The organism is Pseudomonas sp. MH10, assembly GCF_034353045.1.
Classification (GTDB): domain Bacteria; phylum Pseudomonadota; class Gammaproteobacteria; order Pseudomonadales; family Pseudomonadaceae; genus Aquipseudomonas.
Genome location: NZ_CP133783.1, coordinates 2,866,213 through 2,884,783 on the forward strand (window position 1 = coordinate 2,866,213; position 18,571 = coordinate 2,884,783).

Annotated in this window: 16 protein-coding genes; 6 read left to right on the plus strand and 10 right to left on the minus strand. The window is 54.3% G+C overall.

The features are described from left to right. Positions 1-368 precede the first annotated feature (368 nt). Both RHM59_RS12855 and RHM59_RS12865 read left to right on the plus strand, forming a co-directional pair. Positions 369-1,619, plus strand: a complete 1,251-nt coding sequence (locus RHM59_RS12855) for a hypothetical protein (protein ID WP_322224200.1) — start codon at positions 369-371, stop codon at positions 1,617-1,619. 633 nt (positions 1,620-2,252) lie between these two features. After that, a complete protein-coding gene (locus RHM59_RS12865; protein WP_322224201.1) occupies positions 2,253-2,513 on the plus strand; it encodes a DUF6429 family protein in 261 nt (86 codons plus the stop codon). Positions 2,514-2,635: 122 nt separating this feature from the next. On the opposite strand, the gene RHM59_RS12870 is transcribed toward RHM59_RS12865, so the two are convergent. Both RHM59_RS12870 and RHM59_RS12875 read right to left on the minus strand, forming a co-directional pair. Continuing rightward, a complete protein-coding gene (locus RHM59_RS12870; protein WP_322224203.1) occupies positions 2,636-3,523 on the minus strand; it encodes an SMP-30/gluconolactonase/LRE family protein in 888 nt (295 codons plus the stop codon). 45 nt (positions 3,524-3,568) lie between these two features. Next, positions 3,569-4,399 carry an NAD(P)-dependent oxidoreductase gene (locus RHM59_RS12875; RefSeq protein ID WP_322167591.1) on the minus strand — a complete coding sequence of 277 codons (831 nt, stop codon included), beginning with the start codon at positions 4,397-4,399 and terminating at the stop codon, positions 3,569-3,571. A 486-nt stretch (positions 4,400-4,885) separates the two neighbouring features. On the opposite strand from RHM59_RS12875, the gene RHM59_RS12880 reads away from it, so the two are divergent. Continuing rightward, positions 4,886-6,199: an MFS transporter gene (locus tag RHM59_RS12880; RefSeq protein WP_322167590.1), complete on the plus strand. Its 1,314-nt coding sequence runs from the start codon at positions 4,886-4,888 to the stop codon at positions 6,197-6,199. 249 nt (positions 6,200-6,448) lie between these two features. Then, on the plus strand, positions 6,449-7,828 hold the full coding sequence (locus RHM59_RS12885) for an OprD family outer membrane porin (protein ID WP_322167589.1): 1,380 nt from the start codon (positions 6,449-6,451) through the stop codon (positions 7,826-7,828). 72 nt (positions 7,829-7,900) lie between these two features. Here the strand turns inward: RHM59_RS12885 and RHM59_RS12890 are convergent, their stop codons facing one another. Next, positions 7,901-8,752, minus strand: coding sequence for an alpha/beta hydrolase (locus tag RHM59_RS12890; RefSeq protein ID WP_322167588.1), 852 nt, complete (start codon positions 8,750-8,752; stop codon positions 7,901-7,903). A 10-nt stretch (positions 8,753-8,762) separates the two neighbouring features. Further along, a complete protein-coding gene (locus tag RHM59_RS12895) occupies positions 8,763-9,467 on the minus strand; it encodes a hypothetical protein (RefSeq protein ID WP_322167587.1) in 705 nt (234 codons plus the stop codon). A gap of 213 nt (positions 9,468-9,680) precedes the next feature. On the opposite strand from RHM59_RS12895, the gene RHM59_RS12900 reads away from it, so the two are divergent. Both RHM59_RS12900 and RHM59_RS12905 read left to right on the plus strand, forming a co-directional pair. Further along, on the plus strand, positions 9,681-9,953 hold the full coding sequence (locus RHM59_RS12900) for a hypothetical protein (protein ID WP_322167586.1): 273 nt from the start codon (positions 9,681-9,683) through the stop codon (positions 9,951-9,953). A gap of 129 nt (positions 9,954-10,082) precedes the next feature. Further along, positions 10,083-10,481, plus strand: a complete 399-nt coding sequence (locus tag RHM59_RS12905; RefSeq protein ID WP_322167585.1) for a low affinity iron permease family protein — start codon at positions 10,083-10,085, stop codon at positions 10,479-10,481. Positions 10,482-10,530: 49 nt separating this feature from the next. Here RHM59_RS12905 and RHM59_RS12910 read toward each other — a convergent pair whose 3' ends face one another. From RHM59_RS12910 to RHM59_RS12935, 6 genes are all read right to left on the minus strand, one after another. Continuing rightward, positions 10,531-11,007 (minus strand): hemerythrin domain-containing protein, encoded by a 477-nt coding sequence (locus RHM59_RS12910; RefSeq protein ID WP_322167584.1) that lies wholly within the window; start codon positions 11,005-11,007, stop codon positions 10,531-10,533. Positions 11,008-11,620: 613 nt separating this feature from the next. Further along, a complete protein-coding gene (locus tag RHM59_RS12915) occupies positions 11,621-12,808 on the minus strand; it encodes a zinc-dependent alcohol dehydrogenase (RefSeq protein ID WP_322167583.1) in 1,188 nt (395 codons plus the stop codon). Between the two features lie 309 nt (positions 12,809-13,117). Then, positions 13,118-14,056 (minus strand): 2-hydroxyacid dehydrogenase, encoded by a 939-nt coding sequence (locus RHM59_RS12920; protein WP_322224206.1) that lies wholly within the window; start codon positions 14,054-14,056, stop codon positions 13,118-13,120. Between the two features lie 54 nt (positions 14,057-14,110). Beyond that, positions 14,111-15,436, minus strand: a complete 1,326-nt coding sequence (locus tag RHM59_RS12925) for an MFS transporter (protein WP_322224209.1) — start codon at positions 15,434-15,436, stop codon at positions 14,111-14,113. Between the two features lie 111 nt (positions 15,437-15,547). Further along, a complete protein-coding gene (gene garD, locus RHM59_RS12930; protein WP_322167581.1) occupies positions 15,548-17,101 on the minus strand; it encodes a galactarate dehydratase in 1,554 nt (517 codons plus the stop codon). A 10-nt stretch (positions 17,102-17,111) separates the two neighbouring features. Next, positions 17,112-18,485 carry an MFS transporter gene (locus tag RHM59_RS12935; protein WP_322167580.1) on the minus strand — a complete coding sequence of 458 codons (1,374 nt, stop codon included), beginning with the start codon at positions 18,483-18,485 and terminating at the stop codon, positions 17,112-17,114. Positions 18,486-18,571: the final 86 nt, after the last annotated feature.

Consider the following 18,571-nt stretch of genomic DNA (forward strand, 5'->3'; position numbering starts at 1 on the left):
CAGTAAGCGATATCAGAATCCCCGCGCCTCACCCTGATTTGCGAATACACCAAAAGGCCTTCATCGCACCGCCAATCTCCGTGAGTGCGCAGTCCCCCGGGAGGACGAAAAAGCACCACCGACGCCATCATGATAACTCTCAAATTCTCACTATAAAAATCACGGTAGTACACAGAACGAAAACCCAAGAATGTGCCATTATTCATTGACTATAAAATATAAAATAACACCTAGAATACTCATAGAATTAACAGAGATTCGTCCTTGAATATCCATAGAAGAAACGCTGAATACACCTAGAATTTTGCTAGAATTTCAGATACAAATAGCAATAATGCTAATAAAAATGATTACTAATAGTGTTAAAAATGAAAAAAAATAGCGATTTTGTCTTGACAGCGGATAAGTCCGACGAGCTGTCCAAACTGTTAAGAGAGCCTAAACAGAATAATCGTCACGACATTTGGATATGGCTGTGCCTTTATCATTACCAAAATGTCGAGCTAGAACCCGCCACCTGCAATGGCACCACAATGAGGAGCGCCATCACCCGCGCCTTGAAGCGCAATGCCAATCTGCTTGAGGGAATAAATAGAGGGAAAGACCGATCCTTGGTCCCAGATGACTGCTTCCAGTGGATTGACAGAGGTGAACGCCAGTATCAATGGCTGCTAGACAGGATCAAACGCATCACTGGTTTGAGACTATCTCAGCTGGTACACCTCACTGGCAGAGACCATCTCATCGCCTTGCTCGATCTCTGGGATGTCGATATTGCGGATAAAGCAGACGCCATCAAACGTCTTCGCAATGATTGGCTTCGGCACAAAGCAAAGGACTGTGATTTCGAGTGGTTTGAAGACAAGAAAGAAGGGCCCCAGCGCTGCAGATGTGCCTGGGAGTGGCTGCAAAAATATCGTTCGTCCGGACTTTCACGACGCGACCCTATTAGCAATTACCAAGAACTACTTATGTTCTTCGATCAAGCCGAGTATGGGCCCGCTGAGCAAAAAGCCATCATCAACGAGATTAGAAAGCGATGGAGCCGACAGCAGTATGGGGAGAGGACAGTGGCGGCGGGCAAGAAACAAGTTAACGTTGAGCTTTCGAAAACAGTGATAAGCCTGCTCGATGATCTCGCCAAGAAACACCAACTGAAACGACCTCAAGTCCTGGAGCGCCTTATCATGATGGAGTCGGAGCGGGGTTTGATGGAAACACATTTTACCCGCCATGCATCAGGGGCGAGAGCGGCAGACACCTCCCACAGCGCTCAAGAATCGCGTACTGGAATTCAGGAAAGTGCAATTAATCGTGCACCTCGCGTGGGTTCGGAACTTCAACCTCCATCACACCCTCGGATTGACTTAGTACTCACGGCTAAGGACCCCACCCACATAGACGCTCACTCCGCAGATACTTGGATGGAGACAGCTCCCCACGACAATGCATCGTCCCATCTTGAAAAAGACATGCCCCATCCCGATTCCCAAGCAGCAGAAGAAGACTTGCTCGACCATCGTCCCAGAGTCTCTGCAGGCATCAGCCTAACGGGCCTGGTAAAAAAACCTCGCAAAAGAAACTCATCTATCCAAAGCCCCACTCACAACCACGATTAACAGCACAAGCCGATAACCAGGCGCTCTCACACCCGGTATCGGCATTGGTCTCCGGTCCAAATCCCGCGTGGTCGAGACAAGGGTCGTGATCGAACCAATTTAGACATCACACTGCTGATTGAGATATGACAGGACAAACGGTATTCCAAAGGGTATTCCACAACAAAAAATAAACTGAAAATATCATTTAAAATCATTAGGTTAAATAACAGGTTCAGATTACCCCGGCCCACCAAACGAAACACCATCAAAGCCCGCCCAGTGCGGGCTTTGCTGCATCTGAAGCATCGAGAGTGGATGAGTCGATCCGGGTTCATGCCGATAAATGGCGAGATCCATCGACTTTGATATTGGGCTCGCCTTCCTCAGCAAGCCCCCGTAATCCAGCGCATACCCTTTATTGTTTCGACATCAACGCCGCCGAGCGGGGACCGCCCTTTCATCATCTGAAGAGAGGACTGGTTGTTCAGCGAATCATCTAAAAGCGCGAAGGCCAGCGCTGCACTTTACAGCTTGGTCGCGACGGCCAAAACCGACTGCCAAGAATTCTACGGGTGGCTGCCAACAGCGGCTTCGTCGGTTTAAGCTGTCGGGGTTACGAAGAGTCTAATGAACACGAGCGGAGAAACGATCATGAAATACGACGACAAACTGATTGAAGAAACCGTGCTTGCCCTGCTGACAACCTTCAGTTTTGACAGAGGCAATGCTTGGAAGGGGTTCGACTTCGAGATAATGAACCGATTGCATGAACTTGGTTTCATCAGTAACCCGGTGAACAAGAACAAATCGATTTGGTTGACGGAGGAAGGACTGGAGCGAGGACGGCAGATAGCCGACCGGTTGTTTGGGGTCAGGGCTCAAGGGAAGCCTATATCCGACTCAGGTAGCTGAGATCGCGCGAGGAAATACATCAATTCGTACAGTCGTAGACGCATACCTAGCCGAGCCAGCAAAAGTGACTGTCGGATTGAGCGCGGTGTAGAAGCCTTTTTGTAATTCGAGCGCTAGCGCGACTACCTTTCGAACACAGGCTCCGCCATGCCTTTAACCCCCGGCCGCACAGCAAAAACACCTCCCGCCAACGGCTGCTCACTCAAATCCCCAGCCGGGCGAATTGAAGTAACAAACAGCGTGTCCAGCTCCCTCCCCCCAAACGCACACATCGTCGGCTTTTTCACTGGCACACCGATGGAGCGATCCAGCCTGCCATCGGGTGTAAAGCGGTGAATCAGCCCGGCATCGTTTGCGCAGATCCAATAGCAACCTTCGGCGTCGATTGCGGCACCGTCAGGGCGACCAGGTTGTTGGTTCATATCGACGAACACCCGGCGGTTATGTGGGGTGCCGCTTTGCGTGTCGTAATCGAAGGCCCAGATCAGTTGCACTGACGGGTGGGAGTCGGAGAGGTACATCGTCTTGCCGTCAGGACTGAATGCCAGGCCATTGGGAATCATAAAACCTGTCAGTTGGGGGTTGAGAGGTTCGCGCTGCCCGGACACGTAACGATACAACGCACCCGCCGCCGAACCCGTGGCCATATCGAGCGCCATGGTGCCTGCCCAGAAACGCCCCTGACGATCACAACGACCATCGTTGAAGCGCATGCCTGGGTGCGCGTGGTTCACGTCTGTCAGTCGGGTGCTGTTCAGTTTTCCATCAAGGCTGGCGTCGAGCATGAACAAGCCGCTCTCCATCCCCGCGATCCAGTTGCCGGTGGGAGTGGAGGCGATGCAGGCGAGCATCTCGGCAGTTTCCCAGCTGTGCGTCTGACCTTTTTCCGGGTCCCAGCGATGTAGCCGCCGGGCAGGAATATCAACCCAGTAGAGCGCCTGTTCCCGAGAGTTCCACACTGGGCTTTCGCCAGTGGCATTACGTGCGTCGAGAATCAGTTCAGCGTCCATGGCGGTTCCATTGGCGAATTCGGGAAGGGCATCCAACGGAGGATTTTAATCGTCGCCGAAGGGGCCGAGTGCAACAAAGGCGCCGCCCTGGTAAAGCATGATGGGGTCGCTTGCAGCCGGTAAGGGTTGTGCTTCGACCTGACTACGGAACGCTTCGGAATTGTCTTGAGCGTTAAAGCCCAGGTGCGCGGCGTAACGGTTATCCCACCACGTGGTTTGATTGTTGGAAACGCCGTAGACCACCGTGTGGCCGACATCCGGTGCGTACAAGGCACGTTCCAATAATTGAGTCAGATCGTTATAGCTCAACCAGGTGCTCAGCATCCTGCGGTTTTGCGGTTCTACGAAAGAAGAGCCGATGCGAATGCTCACGGTCTCTATGCCGTAGCGATCGAAATAAAAGCTGGCCATGTCCTCGCCATAAGACTTGGACAAACCGTAATAACTGTCCGGACGGCGCAAGGAATGGGCGTCCAGACCCTGCCCCTGCGGGTAGAAGCCGATGACGTGATTGGAACTGGCAAAGATGACTCGCTTAACCCCATGCCGACGGGCCGCTTCATAGATGTGGAAGACCCCACAAATATTGGCGCCCAGGATGTCCTCAAAAGACCGTTCGGTCGAGACACCGCCAAAATGCAGAATCGCATCGACCCCCTGAACCAATTCATCAACGGCTTTCTTGTCAGCAAGATCGCAATAACGGATTTCCTCGCTTTCATCCACCGCTGGCGCAATGTCAACAATGTCGGAGAGACGCAAAACGCTGGTCAAAGGCTTCAGGCGCTTGCGAAGTACTTTGCCTAGCTCACCGGCGGCACCTGTTAGCAGAAGACGATTGAAAGGTGGGCGCGCACTGATCGTTGAAGTCGTCATGGCAGATTGGCTCGAGTTATTTTTATTGACATACGTTGTCGTACAACAGGTGGATTATCGACATGCTCCCTTATGTTGTCAACGCGTTACGAATAACCGACGCGTTAACACGCAGAGTGCGCTTTTTCTGACCATAATTGATGCTATGAATACGGATTTATATAATCCAAGGTGCAAAAAGTCAGTTGACACATAAATACGATATTGGCTATAAATGGCAAAGATGTACGACGACCTACAACATACAGGTCCGTTATTATAAAAATAATACAGTGAGTGTTGCCCATCATGGATGCATCCCACGAGGCTGTTTTTCCAATCGATTTTCCAATTTTCGATCTGATCGGTTTACCCACCCGCAGAGCCTCGCCTGCTGTTTGAGGCGGTCTTCGCGAGGGGCCTGATTGTGCTCGTCATACACTCGACATCCTGGATACGCGGAGGGATGCCGCACACTTCAAATCCAATAATAATTAAGGTGAAGGGATGAAAATCAAAGGCATCCGCTGGTGGATGGTCGGCCTCGTGACGGCTGGTTTGATTGTCAATTATCTGGCCCGGAACACCCTGTCGGTCGCGGCTCCAACGCTGATGAACGAGCTAAGTATCTCGACCGAGCAGTACTCGCACATCGTCGTCGCCTGGCAACTGGCCTACGCATTTATGCAGCCAGTGGCTGGCTACATCCTTGATGCCATCGGTACCAAGATGGGTTTCGCAGTGTTTGCCATTGCCTGGTCGGCAGCCTGTGCCGCAGCTGCATTCGCTACGGGCTGGCAGAGCCTGGCATTCGTTCGCGCCTTGCTTGGGCTCACCGAGGCCGCGGGCATACCCGCCGGGGTCAAGACCACCACCGAATGGTTTCCAGCCAAGGAGCGTTCGGTCGCTATCGGTTGGTTCAATATTGGATCCTCGATTGGTGCGCTGCTCGCGCCGCCATTGGTGGTATGGGCCATTCTGCAAAGCGGCTGGCAACTGGCATTTCTGATGGTTGGTGGGTTGGGGCTGGTCTGGAGTGCCGTCTGGCTGCTGCTGTACAAGCATCCGCGTGATCAACAACGATTGAGCGATACCGAACGTGATTACATCTTGGCCGGGCAGGAATCCCACTTTAAAGATGCCACGTCGAAAAAAGGGAACTGGAAGACGATCATTCGCAGCCGTAACTTTTATGCGATCGCCTCAGCACGCATTCTGTCGGAGCCAGCCTGGCAGACATTCAATGCCTGGATTCCCCTGTACCTGATGACCGAACGGCACATGAACATCAAGGAAGTTGCCATGTTTGCCTGGCTACCCTTTCTGGCCGCAGACCTTGGCTGTGTGCTGGGTGGTTACCTGAGCCCACTGTTTCATCGTTACTGCAACGTATCGCTGTTTACGTCACGGAAGATGGTTTTGCTGTTCGGCTGTTCTTGCATGATCGGACCGGCCTGTATTGGGTTGGTGGACAGTGCCTACGCCGCGATTGCTCTACTGTGTGTAGGCGGTTTTGCCCATCAGACGCTTTCGGGCGCGCTGTACTCAATTACTTCAGACTCATTCGGTAAAAACGAAGTGGCGACGGCTACCGGCATGGGCGGCATGTTTGGGTACTTGGGGGCTGCTGCATTCACGGCGGTATTCGGTGTTCTGGTGACACAGATCGGCTACAGCCCTTTGTTCGTGGTGTTGGCGATTTTTGACATTGTCGCTGCCATTATCGTTTGGGCAGTTGCTCGAGAAATCACTGCTGGACCCGGGGTTCAGAACCATGATGTGACGGGTTCCAATCAAGGCTCCGCTTTACCTTCGGCGTAAGTTATCTGCTCGAGCCAATGCAGTTGGTTCGAGCATCTCTTTTATCGAGCCACCGTATGGAGCGTTATCCCCGACGGTTTTGATCGTTCCGTGGATTCTCCGAATAAGGCCTCCAGTGCTCTGAGTGGTTGGCAACACACTTAATTGCCAACTAACCGCGGCTGTAAAATACCAAACGCTTATGTACCGCTTATCCGCACGCAGATTCGGACAGCAAATATTATAAAAATAGACCAAAGGAGCACTACATTGAACAAGCAAAAACTCGCAGCAGCTATTGCACTGGCCGCACTGTCGCTACACGTTCAAGCAGATGATGCTGCGAAGCCACAAGGGTTTCTGGAAGACAGCAAACTTTCCCTCAGTTCACGTACCTATTATTACGAGAACGATGATCACTCCGCTAATGGGATCAACCAGCGCGAAACTGTTGAAACTCTCAAGCTCGACTATAAATCCGGCTTTACCCAAGGGCTAATCGGGGTCGGGGTCGATGCTCAACTGATCTACGGTCTGCACCTTGATGGCGGCCCAGGTCACCACCCAGGCACAGGTAACTCATTCTGGCCAAGTGACAGCGACAACTCGGCTCAGGACGACGTGGCCCGAGGGGACGCAAACGTCAAATTCCGCGTGTCCAAAACTGAATTACACGTGGGTGGCGCTCTGTTTCCTCAGATGCCAATCATGATGGCGACCGACAGCCGCACGATGCCGCAGAACTTCGACGGCGGCATGATTACCTCCAGAGAAATCGACAACCTGACGCTGAACGCGGGTCAACTGGAACACTCCACTGGCCGTGCATCGACCAACAGCACCTCGCTGTCAGTTGCAGGCGCAACCGAAGGCAGCAACCAATTCCGTTACGCGGGTGCCGACTACAAAGTCACCAAAGACCTGACCGTGCAGTATTACCGCGCGAACCTGCAAGACTTTTATACCCAGAACTTCTTTGGCTTGATCCACGTATTGCCACTGGGTGACGACCAGTCCTTCAAGACTGATTTGCGCTACTTTAGCAGCAGCTCTGACGGCAAAAACAGCAGCGGCACGGCCGGTTACGCGTTCAACAACAACGGTGGTTATGCCAAGCACGCCAATGAAGTTGATAACGTCACCTGGAGCACCATGTTTACTTACCAGTTGGGCGGCAGCAAATTTATGCTTGGCTATCAGAGCGTCAGCGATGACGGCGGCTTCGTAATGCTGAACCAAGGTAACGTCACCAACAACGGCAAGTCTTTGGCAACTAACGGTTCCAACAGCGAAGACAACGGCGGTACCAGCTTCTACCTATACACCAACTCAGTGATCGGCAGTTTCATTCGAGCAGGTGAAGACACTTCGTTCGGTCAATACACGTACGACTTCGCACGGGTCGGCGTCCCTGGGTTGAGCGCTTTTGTTAGCTATTTGCGTGGCGATAACATTAAAGATAAGACACTTAACGGTGTGAATCACACAGAATGGGAACGCGACGCAGGTGTGGACTACGTGTTTCAGAGTGGCTACCTGAAGGGCTTCGGTACGACGCTGCGTACGGGTAGCTACCACGCAGGCGGCACAGGGGTCGCGAACCAAGACCAGACTCGCCTGATTTTCAACTACACCTACAACTTCCTGTAAGCACTTAACTGCATCGGGGGGAGGCGGATTTATCTCCGCCTCCCTCTCATCACCGGTTATGCGTGGGCTATATCACCGCCCCAACCCCTTCCTAAACCGATACGAAACAAACCCTGCCGACCAAGCTGGCTTGGATTGCAGCCTAAATGTCCGTGCCGGCGGCAGGTCCACGGCGGCTAATAGCTTCGGTGGAATTCCTCCCAAGTAATCACTGTGGTCGTATTTCCATTCGTTCGGGATTTCCCAGTGGGGGTCTACGTTGTCGGGGCATGGCAAGTCGGGGCCGTCGCGGCCCAGGGCGCCCTGCCAATAGGGATGACCCTTGTCGACCACGCCCGCCAAGGGATTGCCGAGGGGAAAGGCGACTGCCAGTACGTGGTCTTCAAGGGAGGCCAGTATCGACAGCGTCTTCAACTTGCCCGCCGTCGCCTTGTATTGTGTGTTCAGGCAATTGTCGTTGATGGCGCCGGCCATCAAAATTGCTTGGGTCACTGGCAGCTTCATTTGGGTGATGGTTTCTAAAATGACCCGTGCCCCGAGGCTGTGGGAAACAAAAGACAGGCTGGTAGCGGCGCCGAAATGACGGTCGACAAACGCGGCCAACAAACCCGCGCTGGTTATGGCTTCGCTGTCTTCAAAGGGATAATCCAGAACCGGCACCCAGCGTGAATCCCCCGGCCATAGAACCCCTACAAACAGGGTATTTGGCCCCAACTCCAATAATCGCTCCCACCCGGTCAGGCTTTCAATGCCGTCATTGCGGTTCACATTAAAACCGTGGGTGGCGAATAGCACGTCGTGCCCTCGCGCTTGCCTGACTAACTCGTCGAAGTTTGGGTAATGCCCATATCCCTGGCGGACGATAACCTCGCTGGCCGGGATGCCACCTACGCTGTCAGCGCGTAAATCAAGAAACCACGTCATGGCATTGGCCCTATTTACGGAACGCCTCGGCGGCCTTGGCACCTGCAGCGATAGCACTCGTCAGGTCTTTGGCGACAGGGGCGACCGGGGTGGCGGCCAATCCCACAAGCAGTGCTACGCCCAAAGATTTGAAGGACTGGTCGTACGCATAAAAGCCGACGACGGCCAACCCGATTGAAACCACGACCGACAGTGCTTTGGCACTGTTCCGGTAAATTTGGTCGCCGCGTTCGTAGCCTTGATCGAGTATCGCGGTGAGCATTAAATCGAAACGTGCCCATGCGTCGCCTTCTCTTAAGGTAAGCCCGGTGCCGTTGCTTATCTTCTCCGCCAAGGAGGCCAGCACTTCGGCGTTCATGCCGGTCGCCGTCGCGTAAGCGCCAGCGGTGGCGGTGCTGAACCGGAGCTTAAGCAACGATTTCGCGATGGCTTTTTGACCCTCCAGCGCCGTGCCGTTTAGCCAATTAGCACGCAGCGTTAACATCAGTTGATGTGAACCTAGAGATGAAGCCATTTGCGGCGTGATAGTGGTTTCATTAAATTCTCCCTTTGGGAAAAATAACGCCACGACACGCTCGATCTCCGAAAACCCACAGTTAGAGACCCCACCACCGAACGCTTTTGTAGTATCGACTAACGCAAAAGCAGCGGTGCCCAGTCCGGCCGCTGCTGCGATGCATTGGGAGATCGTATCTATCAACGCAATATCCGCCATGTCGCTTCTCCTCGCGAGATCAGCCTCATGAAATACGCCTGCATACCCGAAGTGCTCGGGGCCGCAAAATAACAACTATAGCGTTACCTGCGCCCAACGCTAATCCGGGTCGCTTTCTATCTAACGCGCTTTAGATCTCTGACGGGAACCGAACTCAACCCGCTATAATCAAAATCGTTCAGGCCATTTGGCCGTCATGCCTTCGGAGTTTCCATGAAGCGCTGTGTACTGATTGGCTTGTTCCTAACTGCAACCACATTGGCGCTCCCGGTTTTTGCCGGAAACGAAAGCAGTCTCTGCCAGATCAACCTCCAAAAAGTAAGAGACGCTCAGTCGAGTAATCCGGGGATGAACGATCAGGTCAGGGGGGATATCGACTCTACGCTGCACCGAGCCGAAGCGGCATTTGCCCGAAATAACGACGACGGTGCCCGTGAGTGCATTTCGTTAACGACCCAGGCGATGCAGAAAATTCAGAGTAATTGACACTCCGTCATCCAGAAACACGGCAAGTTTCAGGCGCTCGGTGAGGCGCCTGGAACTTTTTCGCTAAAGAGAAATTTCAGCCAAGGCACGATGTCTTTAATTCACCCCTCTGAATTAAAGGTTATATCCATGAAATTTTCGACGTTTTCTCAGGCTTTGTCGAAGTGGGCCGGCAGCGCCAAAACATTTTTGGCGGCGCTTGTGATGATTCTGATTTGGGGGATGACGGGACCATACTTTCACTACAACGACACGTGGCAGCTGATTATTAACACCTCGACCACCATTATTACGTTTCTGATGGTATTCGTGATTCAAAATACCCAAAATCGTGATAACGACGTGCTGCACATCAAGATAGATGAATTGCTGCGAGCGACCACCGATGCGCAAAACGCCCTTCTCAGCCTGGATAAAATGGATCACAAAGAGCTAAGAGCGTTGCGCAAAAAATATGAGGCGCTGGGCGACGAGGAAACCCTCGACCGCAATCTCGCTGCAAAAATAGAGAAGAAAGTGTCCGAATAAGGCACCTATAAAAAGGGCGTTCCGTGAACGCCCTTTTTAATCAGGCTCATCACGCCGCCTTCATGTCCGCCATCAACGACTTCTTCAACTGAGCTTTCATCACTTCCATTTCCTTACCGATCTCCTCGAGTTTTTCCTTACCCAAAAGCTCCTCGCACTGAGGAAACATTTCCTCCTCCTCTTCTTCGATGTGGTGCTCCAGCAATTCCTTGACGACTTTGACTCGCCCAGCAAATTCGGGTGTGCTTGGGTCGGTGACTTTTAAATCCGGCAGCACCAGAGAGTCGACGGTGCGGTGCTCTTCCTTGGCCTCGTAATACATAATGTCCTGTTCTTTACTGCCGGCGGCTTTAAACGCGGGGTACAGAATCTCTTCTTCGAGCTGTGTATGGATAATCAATTCCATTTCCAGCTTGGTTAACAGGTCGGCGCGTTTTTTAAGCGCACGATCCGACGACTCACTGAGCTGAGTGAGAATTTCCTTGACCCGTACATGGTCTTGAACAAGCATGTCGATAGCATTCATCACGGTTCTCCAAAGAAAAAGTGGCAACTTATATGCGGGGTCGCCTGCTCGGGCTGATAAGTGTCAGAGCAATATTGCTCACTCAAGGCATTTAGCATCTTCCATGCCTATTCCAACAGAAGATTAAATACACATAAAAACAATGAGTTACCCGTACCCACTTGAAAGTGCTCCGTGCAATTTGCATGACAACTTAAAAAACAAACAGTGCATATTGCCGCAACGTTAGTTAACTAATAAATTAGCCATATCCACTCATCAGACAACAGTGAACTTAGCGGAGCCTGCTTTCTTCTTCGCAGCGGGTAAATGCGACCGCTCAACCGGAAGGATGGCCCGGGCTGTTTAACAAACGTTAGAGCGACGCGGTATTGAAGGTCTTACCGTCTTCAACGGCGTCGATGCACGACGCGCCTACCGCTCGATGCGGCATAACTGGATCAGTGAAATGGTCATCGGCGCACGACTGCAAGACTACTCTCCCCCATCGGCGACGTATCACTGAGACAGCGACCAACTAAATCCGTAGGAGCCGACTTGTTGGCGAAGCGGTGTCTCAGAAACACCGCATTAGAACCTTCGCCAACAAGTTCGCGCCTACAGAGGTCTGGCGTTAGCTGAGATGCGAACTCATGCCCGGTGTCAAAATCACCTTGCGGCAATCTTCTTCTTTTTTGTCGAAGATTTTGTAACCCTCCACCGCATCCTCCAGGGACAACCGGTGAGTGATGATGGCTTCCGGTGTCAGCGCGCCGCTTTCGATATGTTCCAGCAGTTCGGGCAAATAGCGCTGCACGTGGGTCTGGCCCATTTTGAAGGTCAAGCCTTTATCGAAGGCGTCGCCAAACATGAACCCATGAATAAACCCTGCGTAGACGCCCGGCACGCTGACCGTACCGCCGCGACGCACGGCGGCGATGCACTGACGCAGGGCTTTGCCGCTACTGCCTTCGAGCTTGAGCGTGGCCAATACCGTTTCAGTGGTGCTGCCCTTGGCCTCGAAACCCACAGCATCGACCACACCATCCACGCCTCGCATCCCCGGCGTTTGGCGGATGATGGTGTCGGCAGGATCATCGTCCTCATCGAAATTGATTGGAATAACGCCGTAGGTGCTGTGAGCGTACTCCAAGCGATACGAATGATGGTCAACCATGAAAATCTTTTCGGCGCCCAGCATGCGTGCGCACGCCGCGCTGAGTAACCCCACCGGCCCAGCGCCATAAATCGCGATGCTTGAGCCCTTACCGATTCCAGTGTTCAACACCGCCTGCCATGCGGTGGGCAAAATATCGGACAAGAACAACACCTTCTCGTCGGCCAATGTACCCGGCACTTTGAAAGGGCCGACGTTGGCCTTAGGCACCCGCACATACTCAGCTTGGCCGCCTGGCACGCCACCGTATAAATGACTGAACCCAAACAGTGCCGCGCCAGGTGGGATCGACTTTTTGTTCATAATCGCGCCGCGCCCGGTATTGGTGGTTTCACAGGCGGCGAACTGATCCTGCTGACAGAAAAAGCAGCTGCCACACGCGATCACAAAAGGGATCACAACCCGATCACCTTTCTTCACTGCCGTGACCTGCGAGCCCACTTCTTCAACCACCCCCATGAATTCATGGCCAAAGATATCGCCATGCTCCACAGCAGGAATTTTGCCCCGATAAAGGTGCAAATCGGAGCCGCAAATAGCCGTGGCCGTGACTTTCAAAACGATGTCGTCCGCATCTTGTATGACCGGATCTGGAACGGTATCAACCCTTACGTCATGGGCGCCGTGGTAAGTAAGTGCTCGCATGGAATGCTCCCCGAGTGTGCAGCTATGCAGTGTTCAAAAGGGAGGCTGCATCAGGCTAGCCTCCACAGAAATTGGGAAGCCAGCGCGACGGCAAAAGTTCAGGGGACGTGGACCAGCGGGGAGGAGCGCCAACAAGCATCCGGGCTTTTGGACTGCGCGTCTGGTGCCGCCGCTGTGGGAACCGAATTTATTCGGGAAGGCGTAGTGTCAAACACGGACTCAGTGGATTTGAAATCCATTCCCGAATAAATTCGGTCCCACAGATTTGAACTGCCCCCCCCAAAATTGGATCCCACAGAAGACGGTGCATCAGACCGCGTTTACAACCTCGCCGCGCTCCAGGAACGCCTTCAAATTGCTGAACACCACCGCTTCCATGCCCAAACGGGTTTCTTCGGTACCGCTGCCAATGTGCGGCAATAGCACGACGTTCGGCAGTTCAAGCAAAGCGCTTGGCACCTTAGGTTCTACGTCGAAAACGTCCAGCCCGGCGGCGCCGAGTTTGCCGTTGACCAGCGCGGCGACCAATGCGTCTTCATCAACCACCGTGCCCCGCGCAACGTTGATCAACGTGCCGGTTTCGCCCAGTGCTTCGAGCACGTCGGTGCTGATCAGGTGATGGGTCGAAGGACCACCAACGCAGGTCAGGACCAGGAAGTCCGACCAACGCGCCAGTTCGATCAAGTCCGCTTCGTACTGAAGGGGGCTGGTCGCATCAGGTTTACGGTTGTGATAACGCGCTTCCATGCTGAAGCCGCTGGAACGCTTGACCACTTCTTTGCCGATGCGCCCCAAGCCAACGATGCCAAGTTTTTTTCCGGTCACGCTGCGGCCCAACGGGAAAGGCTTGGCGCCCCATGAGCCGTCGCGAACAAAGCGGTCGCCGAGGGCAATCTTGCGGGCGCTGTCGATGATCAGGCCCATGGCCAGGTCGGCAACACAGTCATTGAGGACGTCCGGCGTATTGCTAATCTGAATCCCACGCGCATGGGCGGCGCCTACGGCGATTGCGTCATAACCCACACCAAAGCTGCAAATCGCTTTCACGGAGGGCATCGCCGCCAATTGCGCCGCTGAACAACCAAAGCGAGCCGAGGTAATAACGATGTCGAACTCGGCGCCGCGCTCCTTGAGAAAGGCGACCGGGTCTGCCTGGGTCCAAAGTTGCTGGACGTCATGGGCTGCGGCCAATTGTTGATTGAATCGGTCAGTCAGTGGGCCGACTTGCAGCAAACGTGGATTAGCCATCAAACAATTCCTCTGTTGGATAACGTCGAGCCGCGCCCGACGCTTGTTTCAGCCTTAGACGGGTTTGAGCACGATACGGTGTAAACGGCCCAGCAGCAGTGAATAGGACAAAGTGCCCATCAACGCGACCAGCCCGATGAAGTTGAATGCCCAGGCAAACGAGCCGGTGCTTTGAACAATGAAGCCGATCATGATCGGGGTCACGATGCCTGCCAGGTTGGCCGAGAGACTGGTGACGCCACCGGTCAAGCCGATCAATTCTTTGGGCGCTACTTCCGAGACCGCCGCCCAAGACGCTGCAGAAACACCTTGAGCAAAAAAGGCAACGGTCAGAATCGCGATGCACAGCTCATTGGATTGCACGAAGTTGACCAACACGATGGACATGCCCAGCGCCGAGCCGATCACCAACGGCGCCTTGCGAGCGAAGGACATCGAGAAGTTGCGACGGATCAGCAGGTCCGAGAAATAGCCTGCCAGTAACACACCGACGGTAGCGCCGATGTAGGGCAGCGCAGCAAAGATGCCGACCTTGACCATGGTCATCTTGCGCTCTTCCATCAGGTACGTCGGGAACCAGGTCAGGAAGAAATACAGCGCCGAAGAGCTGGCGAACTTGCCGATGCAGATCGCCCAAATCTTTCGGTAGGTAAACAGCTGACGTACCAGTTTCCAATTGAAAGGCGTACGTTCTTTACTGCTCTGGGCCAGACCGCCGCCCTCTTCGATGTAGGTCAGCTCTTCTTTGCTCAGGTGTTTGTCCGCCAGCGGGTCCCGGTATTTCCAGTACCAAATACCGCCGAAGATCACCCCTACGCCGCCAGTGACATAGAACACCTGCTTCCAGCCGTACGTGGTGGCAATCCACAGCAACAACCCGGAAAACAGGGCGGTGCCGATGTATTGGCCCATGACATAGATACTGGTGGCCAACCCTCGCTCGCGGGTCGGGAACCACAAGGTCACCGCTCGGCTGTTGGCCGGAAACGCTGGGGCTTCCATGGCGCCGATGGTCAAACGCAAACCGAAGAGCATGCTGAAGTTGCTGACGGCCCCTTGAAACACCGTCGCGATGGACCAGACCACCAGCGAAATGCCGTAGGTAATTCGTGAGCCAAAGCGGTCAGCCATGTAGCCACCGGGCAACAGCGCGAAGGCATAGGTCCAGGCAAACGCGGAAAAGATCAGCCCCATTTCGATCTTGTCGAAACCGAGGTCTTTGGCCATGAACGGCGCGACGATGGAAATGTTGATGCGGTCGACGTAGTTGATCACTGTTGCGATAAGCACCAGTGCCAACATGAAATAGCGCCGCCGGGTCGGCAACGCAGTAGAAACGCCAGCGGCAATTGCCGGGCGAACGAGGGTCTCGGTCTGCATCGTTGTACCTTCTTTATTTTTATTAGGGGTCATCGATCAAGCGTTGTCGCGGTGGGGCATGGAGATGCAGGAACGAGGTGCTCCCTCGTTCCTGCTGTTCAATCGCCGGTATTACGTAATAGGCGCCGGGTTGAACAAAGTGATGTCGTTGTGCAAACGCAGCGCTTCGGCGCAGGTTTTTTTCTTGCCGCTGGCAACGTCCAGGTAGAAGTGGAACAGCTCCCAACCCAGGTCTTCGATGGTGGCGCGCCCGGTGGCGATGCGGCCTGCGTCGATGTCGATCAGGTCTGGCCAGCGCTGTGACAGTTCGGTGCGCGTCGACACCTTCACCACCGGCGCCATCGCCAAGCCATACGGCGTACCGCGCCCAGTGGTGAACACGTGCATGTTCATTCCGGCAGCCAGTTGCAACGTACCGCAGACAAAATCACTGGCTGGCGTTGCACAGAAAATCAACCCTTTACGCGTGAAGCGTTCGCCAGGGCCAAGCACCCCGTTGATCGCGCTGCGCCCGGATTTGACGATGGAGCCCAAGGACTTCTCGACAATATTCGACAGCCCGCCCTTTTTGTTACCTGGCGTGGTGTTGGCACTGCGATCTGCCTCACCCTTGGCCAAGTAACGGTCGTACCAGTCCATTTCGCGAACCAGTTCTTGCGCCACTTCGACGGTTTCAGCGCGGGAGGTCAGCAAGTAAATTGCATCACGCACTTCGGTGACTTCGGAAAACATCACCGTCGCACCGGCGCGCAACAGCAGGTCCGAGGCGTAGCCCAGTGCGGGGTTAGCAGTGATGCCAGAAAACGCATCACTGCCACCACACTGCATGCCCAAAATCAGCTCGGACGCCGGCACGGTTTCGCGACGACGTTGATCGAGTTTCTTCAAGCGGGTCTCGGCCATGTCCATGATCTGCTCGATCATTTCCACGAAACCGTGGCTCGAGTCCTGAAGCCGATACAGCCACGGATCGTCGAGGTCAACCGAGCTATCGTTTTCGTGCATGACTTGCCCCGGCTGCAATTTCTCGCAACCCAGGCTGATCACCAGCGCTTCGCCGCCCAGGTTCGGGTTGCGCGCCAAGTTGCGCACGGTACGGATCGGGATGTAGGCATCTTTTGCCGTGATCGCCACGCCACAGCCATAACTGTGGGTCAGCGCCACCACGTCATCGACGTTCGGGTATTTAGGCAGCAACTCGTCACGGATGCGCTTGACCGCATGATCAAGCACCCCGGTGACGCATTGCACGGTGGTGGTGATACCCAGAATATTACGCGTACCGACGGTGCCGTCAGCGTTGCGATAGCCTTCGAAGGTGAAGCCTTCCAGCGGCTCGGCTTGTTCCGGCACATCGGTGGACAACGGCAGGCTGTCCAGTGGCGGCGCGGTCGGCATGCGCAGTTGATCTTCCCTGACCCAACTGCCGCGCGGGATCGCCTGCAAGGCAAAACCGATGGTGTGCCCATAACGAATGATGGGCTCCCCTTCGGCGATGTCCACCAAGTTGACCTTGTGGCTTTGCGGCACGTTATCCAGCGTTACCAAACCGTTGTCGAACTGGGTGCCCGCAGGCACACCTTGATCGTTGACCACGACAACTACGTTATCGAGGGCATTCAACTGAATGTAGCGTGGCGAATCGGCATGTTGAATCAGGTTCATCACGGTTTCCTCAGGATTTGGCTTGAGAAAGCTTTTCGGCGCCATCGCCGATTGCTGGGCCCTTAAGTGGCGGCTCTTTCAATTCGACGCGTTTGATCTCTCCGACGATGAACAGGTAGCTAATCACCGCCACCAGCGCGTTGGCGCCGACGAACACCAGTGCCCACTTGAACGAGCCGGTTGAGCTGATGATGTAACCAATCACAATAGGGGTGGTGATCGACGCAATGTTGCCGAACATGTTGAACAAACCACCGCTCAAACCGGCGATTTGTTTTGGCGAGGTATCGGAAACCACAGCCCAACCCAATGCTCCGACGCCTTTGCCGAAGAAGGCCAGGGCCATGAAACCGACCACCATCCATTCGATGTCCACGTAGTTGCACGCAACAATCGTCGTCGACAGCAGCAACCCGCCGATAATCGGCAGCTTACGGGAGAAGGTCAGCGAATGACCTTTGCGCAGCAGGTAGTCAGAAATGATCCCGCCCAATACGCCGCCGATGAACCCACAGATCGCCGGCAGCGAAGCAATGAAGCCGGCTTTCAAAATCGTCATCCCACGCTCCTGAACCAGGTACACCGGGAACCAGGTTAGGAAGAAGTAGGTAATGCCGTTGATGCAGTACTGGCCCAGGTAAACACCGAGCATCATCCGGTTGGTCAGCAACTGACGAACGTAGTCCCACTTGGGGCCGCCGCTGGCGCCTTTGCCCTTGTCCTGATCCATGTCGACCAGACCGCCGTTGTCGGCAATATGGTTGAACTCGGCTTCGTTGATCATCGGGTGATTGCGCGGGCTGTGGATAACTTTCAGCCAGATCGCGGAAAACACCAGACCGACACCGCCCATCACCACAAACACGTGCTGCCAGCCGAAGCTGTAAACGATCCAGCCCATCAGCGGGGCGAACAGTACCGTGGCGAAATATTGTGCGGAGTTGAAGATGGCCGATGCGGTGCCGCGTTCAGCCGTCGGGAACCAGGCCGCCACGATCCGTGCGTTACCGGGAAAGGACGGCGCTTCAGCCAGCCCCACCAGGAACCGCAGCATGAACAGCGCGACGATGGCCGTGGAGACGCCGAATTCACCGACATAGCCTTGCAGCACGGTGAACAGCGACCACGTGAAAATACTCAGCGCATAGACTTTTTTCGACCCGAACCGGTCAAGCAGCCATCCGCCGGGAATCTGGCCAGCCACGTAGGCCCAACCAAATGCGGAAAAGATAAAACCGAGGGTAACGGCATCGATGCCGAGACTTTTTTGCAGGCTTGAGCCCGCGATAGCAATGGTTGCACGGTCGGCATAATTGATCGTGGTCACCAGAAACAGCATGAGCAGAATCAAATAGCGGACGTGAGTCGGCTTGGCGTGTGGCATGTAACAGTACTCCCACTATTATTTTTTTTTGCGGGTAATCAAGTTGCCGGTGTTTCAGTTCATCCCGTGGGAGCTGGCTTGCCTGC

Coding starts and splice junctions, on each gene's coding strand:
- RHM59_RS12855 (WP_322224200.1), top strand. CDS start 369: ATGAAAAAAAATAGCGATTTTGTCTTGACAGCGGATAAGTCCGACGAG.
- RHM59_RS12865 (WP_322224201.1), top strand. CDS start 2,253: ATGAAATACGACGACAAACTGATTGAAGAAACCGTGCTTGCCCTGCTG.
- RHM59_RS12870 (WP_322224203.1), bottom strand. CDS start 3,523: ATGGACGCTGAACTGATTCTCGACGCACGTAATGCCACTGGCGAAAGC.
- RHM59_RS12875 (WP_322167591.1), bottom strand. CDS start 4,399: ATGACGACTTCAACGATCAGTGCGCGCCCACCTTTCAATCGTCTTCTG.
- RHM59_RS12880 (WP_322167590.1), top strand. CDS start 4,886: ATGAAAATCAAAGGCATCCGCTGGTGGATGGTCGGCCTCGTGACGGCT.
- RHM59_RS12890 (WP_322167588.1), bottom strand. CDS start 8,752: ATGACGTGGTTTCTTGATTTACGCGCTGACAGCGTAGGTGGCATCCCG.
- RHM59_RS12895 (WP_322167587.1), bottom strand. CDS start 9,467: ATGGCGGATATTGCGTTGATAGATACGATCTCCCAATGCATCGCAGCA.
- RHM59_RS12900 (WP_322167586.1), top strand. CDS start 9,681: ATGAAGCGCTGTGTACTGATTGGCTTGTTCCTAACTGCAACCACATTG.
- RHM59_RS12905 (WP_322167585.1), top strand. CDS start 10,083: ATGAAATTTTCGACGTTTTCTCAGGCTTTGTCGAAGTGGGCCGGCAGC.
- RHM59_RS12910 (WP_322167584.1), bottom strand. CDS start 11,007: ATGAATGCTATCGACATGCTTGTTCAAGACCATGTACGGGTCAAGGAA.
- RHM59_RS12915 (WP_322167583.1), bottom strand. CDS start 12,808: ATGCGAGCACTTACTTACCACGGCGCCCATGACGTAAGGGTTGATACC.
- RHM59_RS12920 (WP_322224206.1), bottom strand. CDS start 14,056: ATGGCTAATCCACGTTTGCTGCAAGTCGGCCCACTGACTGACCGATTC.
- RHM59_RS12925 (WP_322224209.1), bottom strand. CDS start 15,436: ATGCAGACCGAGACCCTCGTTCGCCCGGCAATTGCCGCTGGCGTTTCT.
- garD (WP_322167581.1), bottom strand. CDS start 17,101: ATGAACCTGATTCAACATGCCGATTCGCCACGCTACATTCAGTTGAAT.
- RHM59_RS12935 (WP_322167580.1), bottom strand. CDS start 18,485: ATGCCACACGCCAAGCCGACTCACGTCCGCTATTTGATTCTGCTCATG.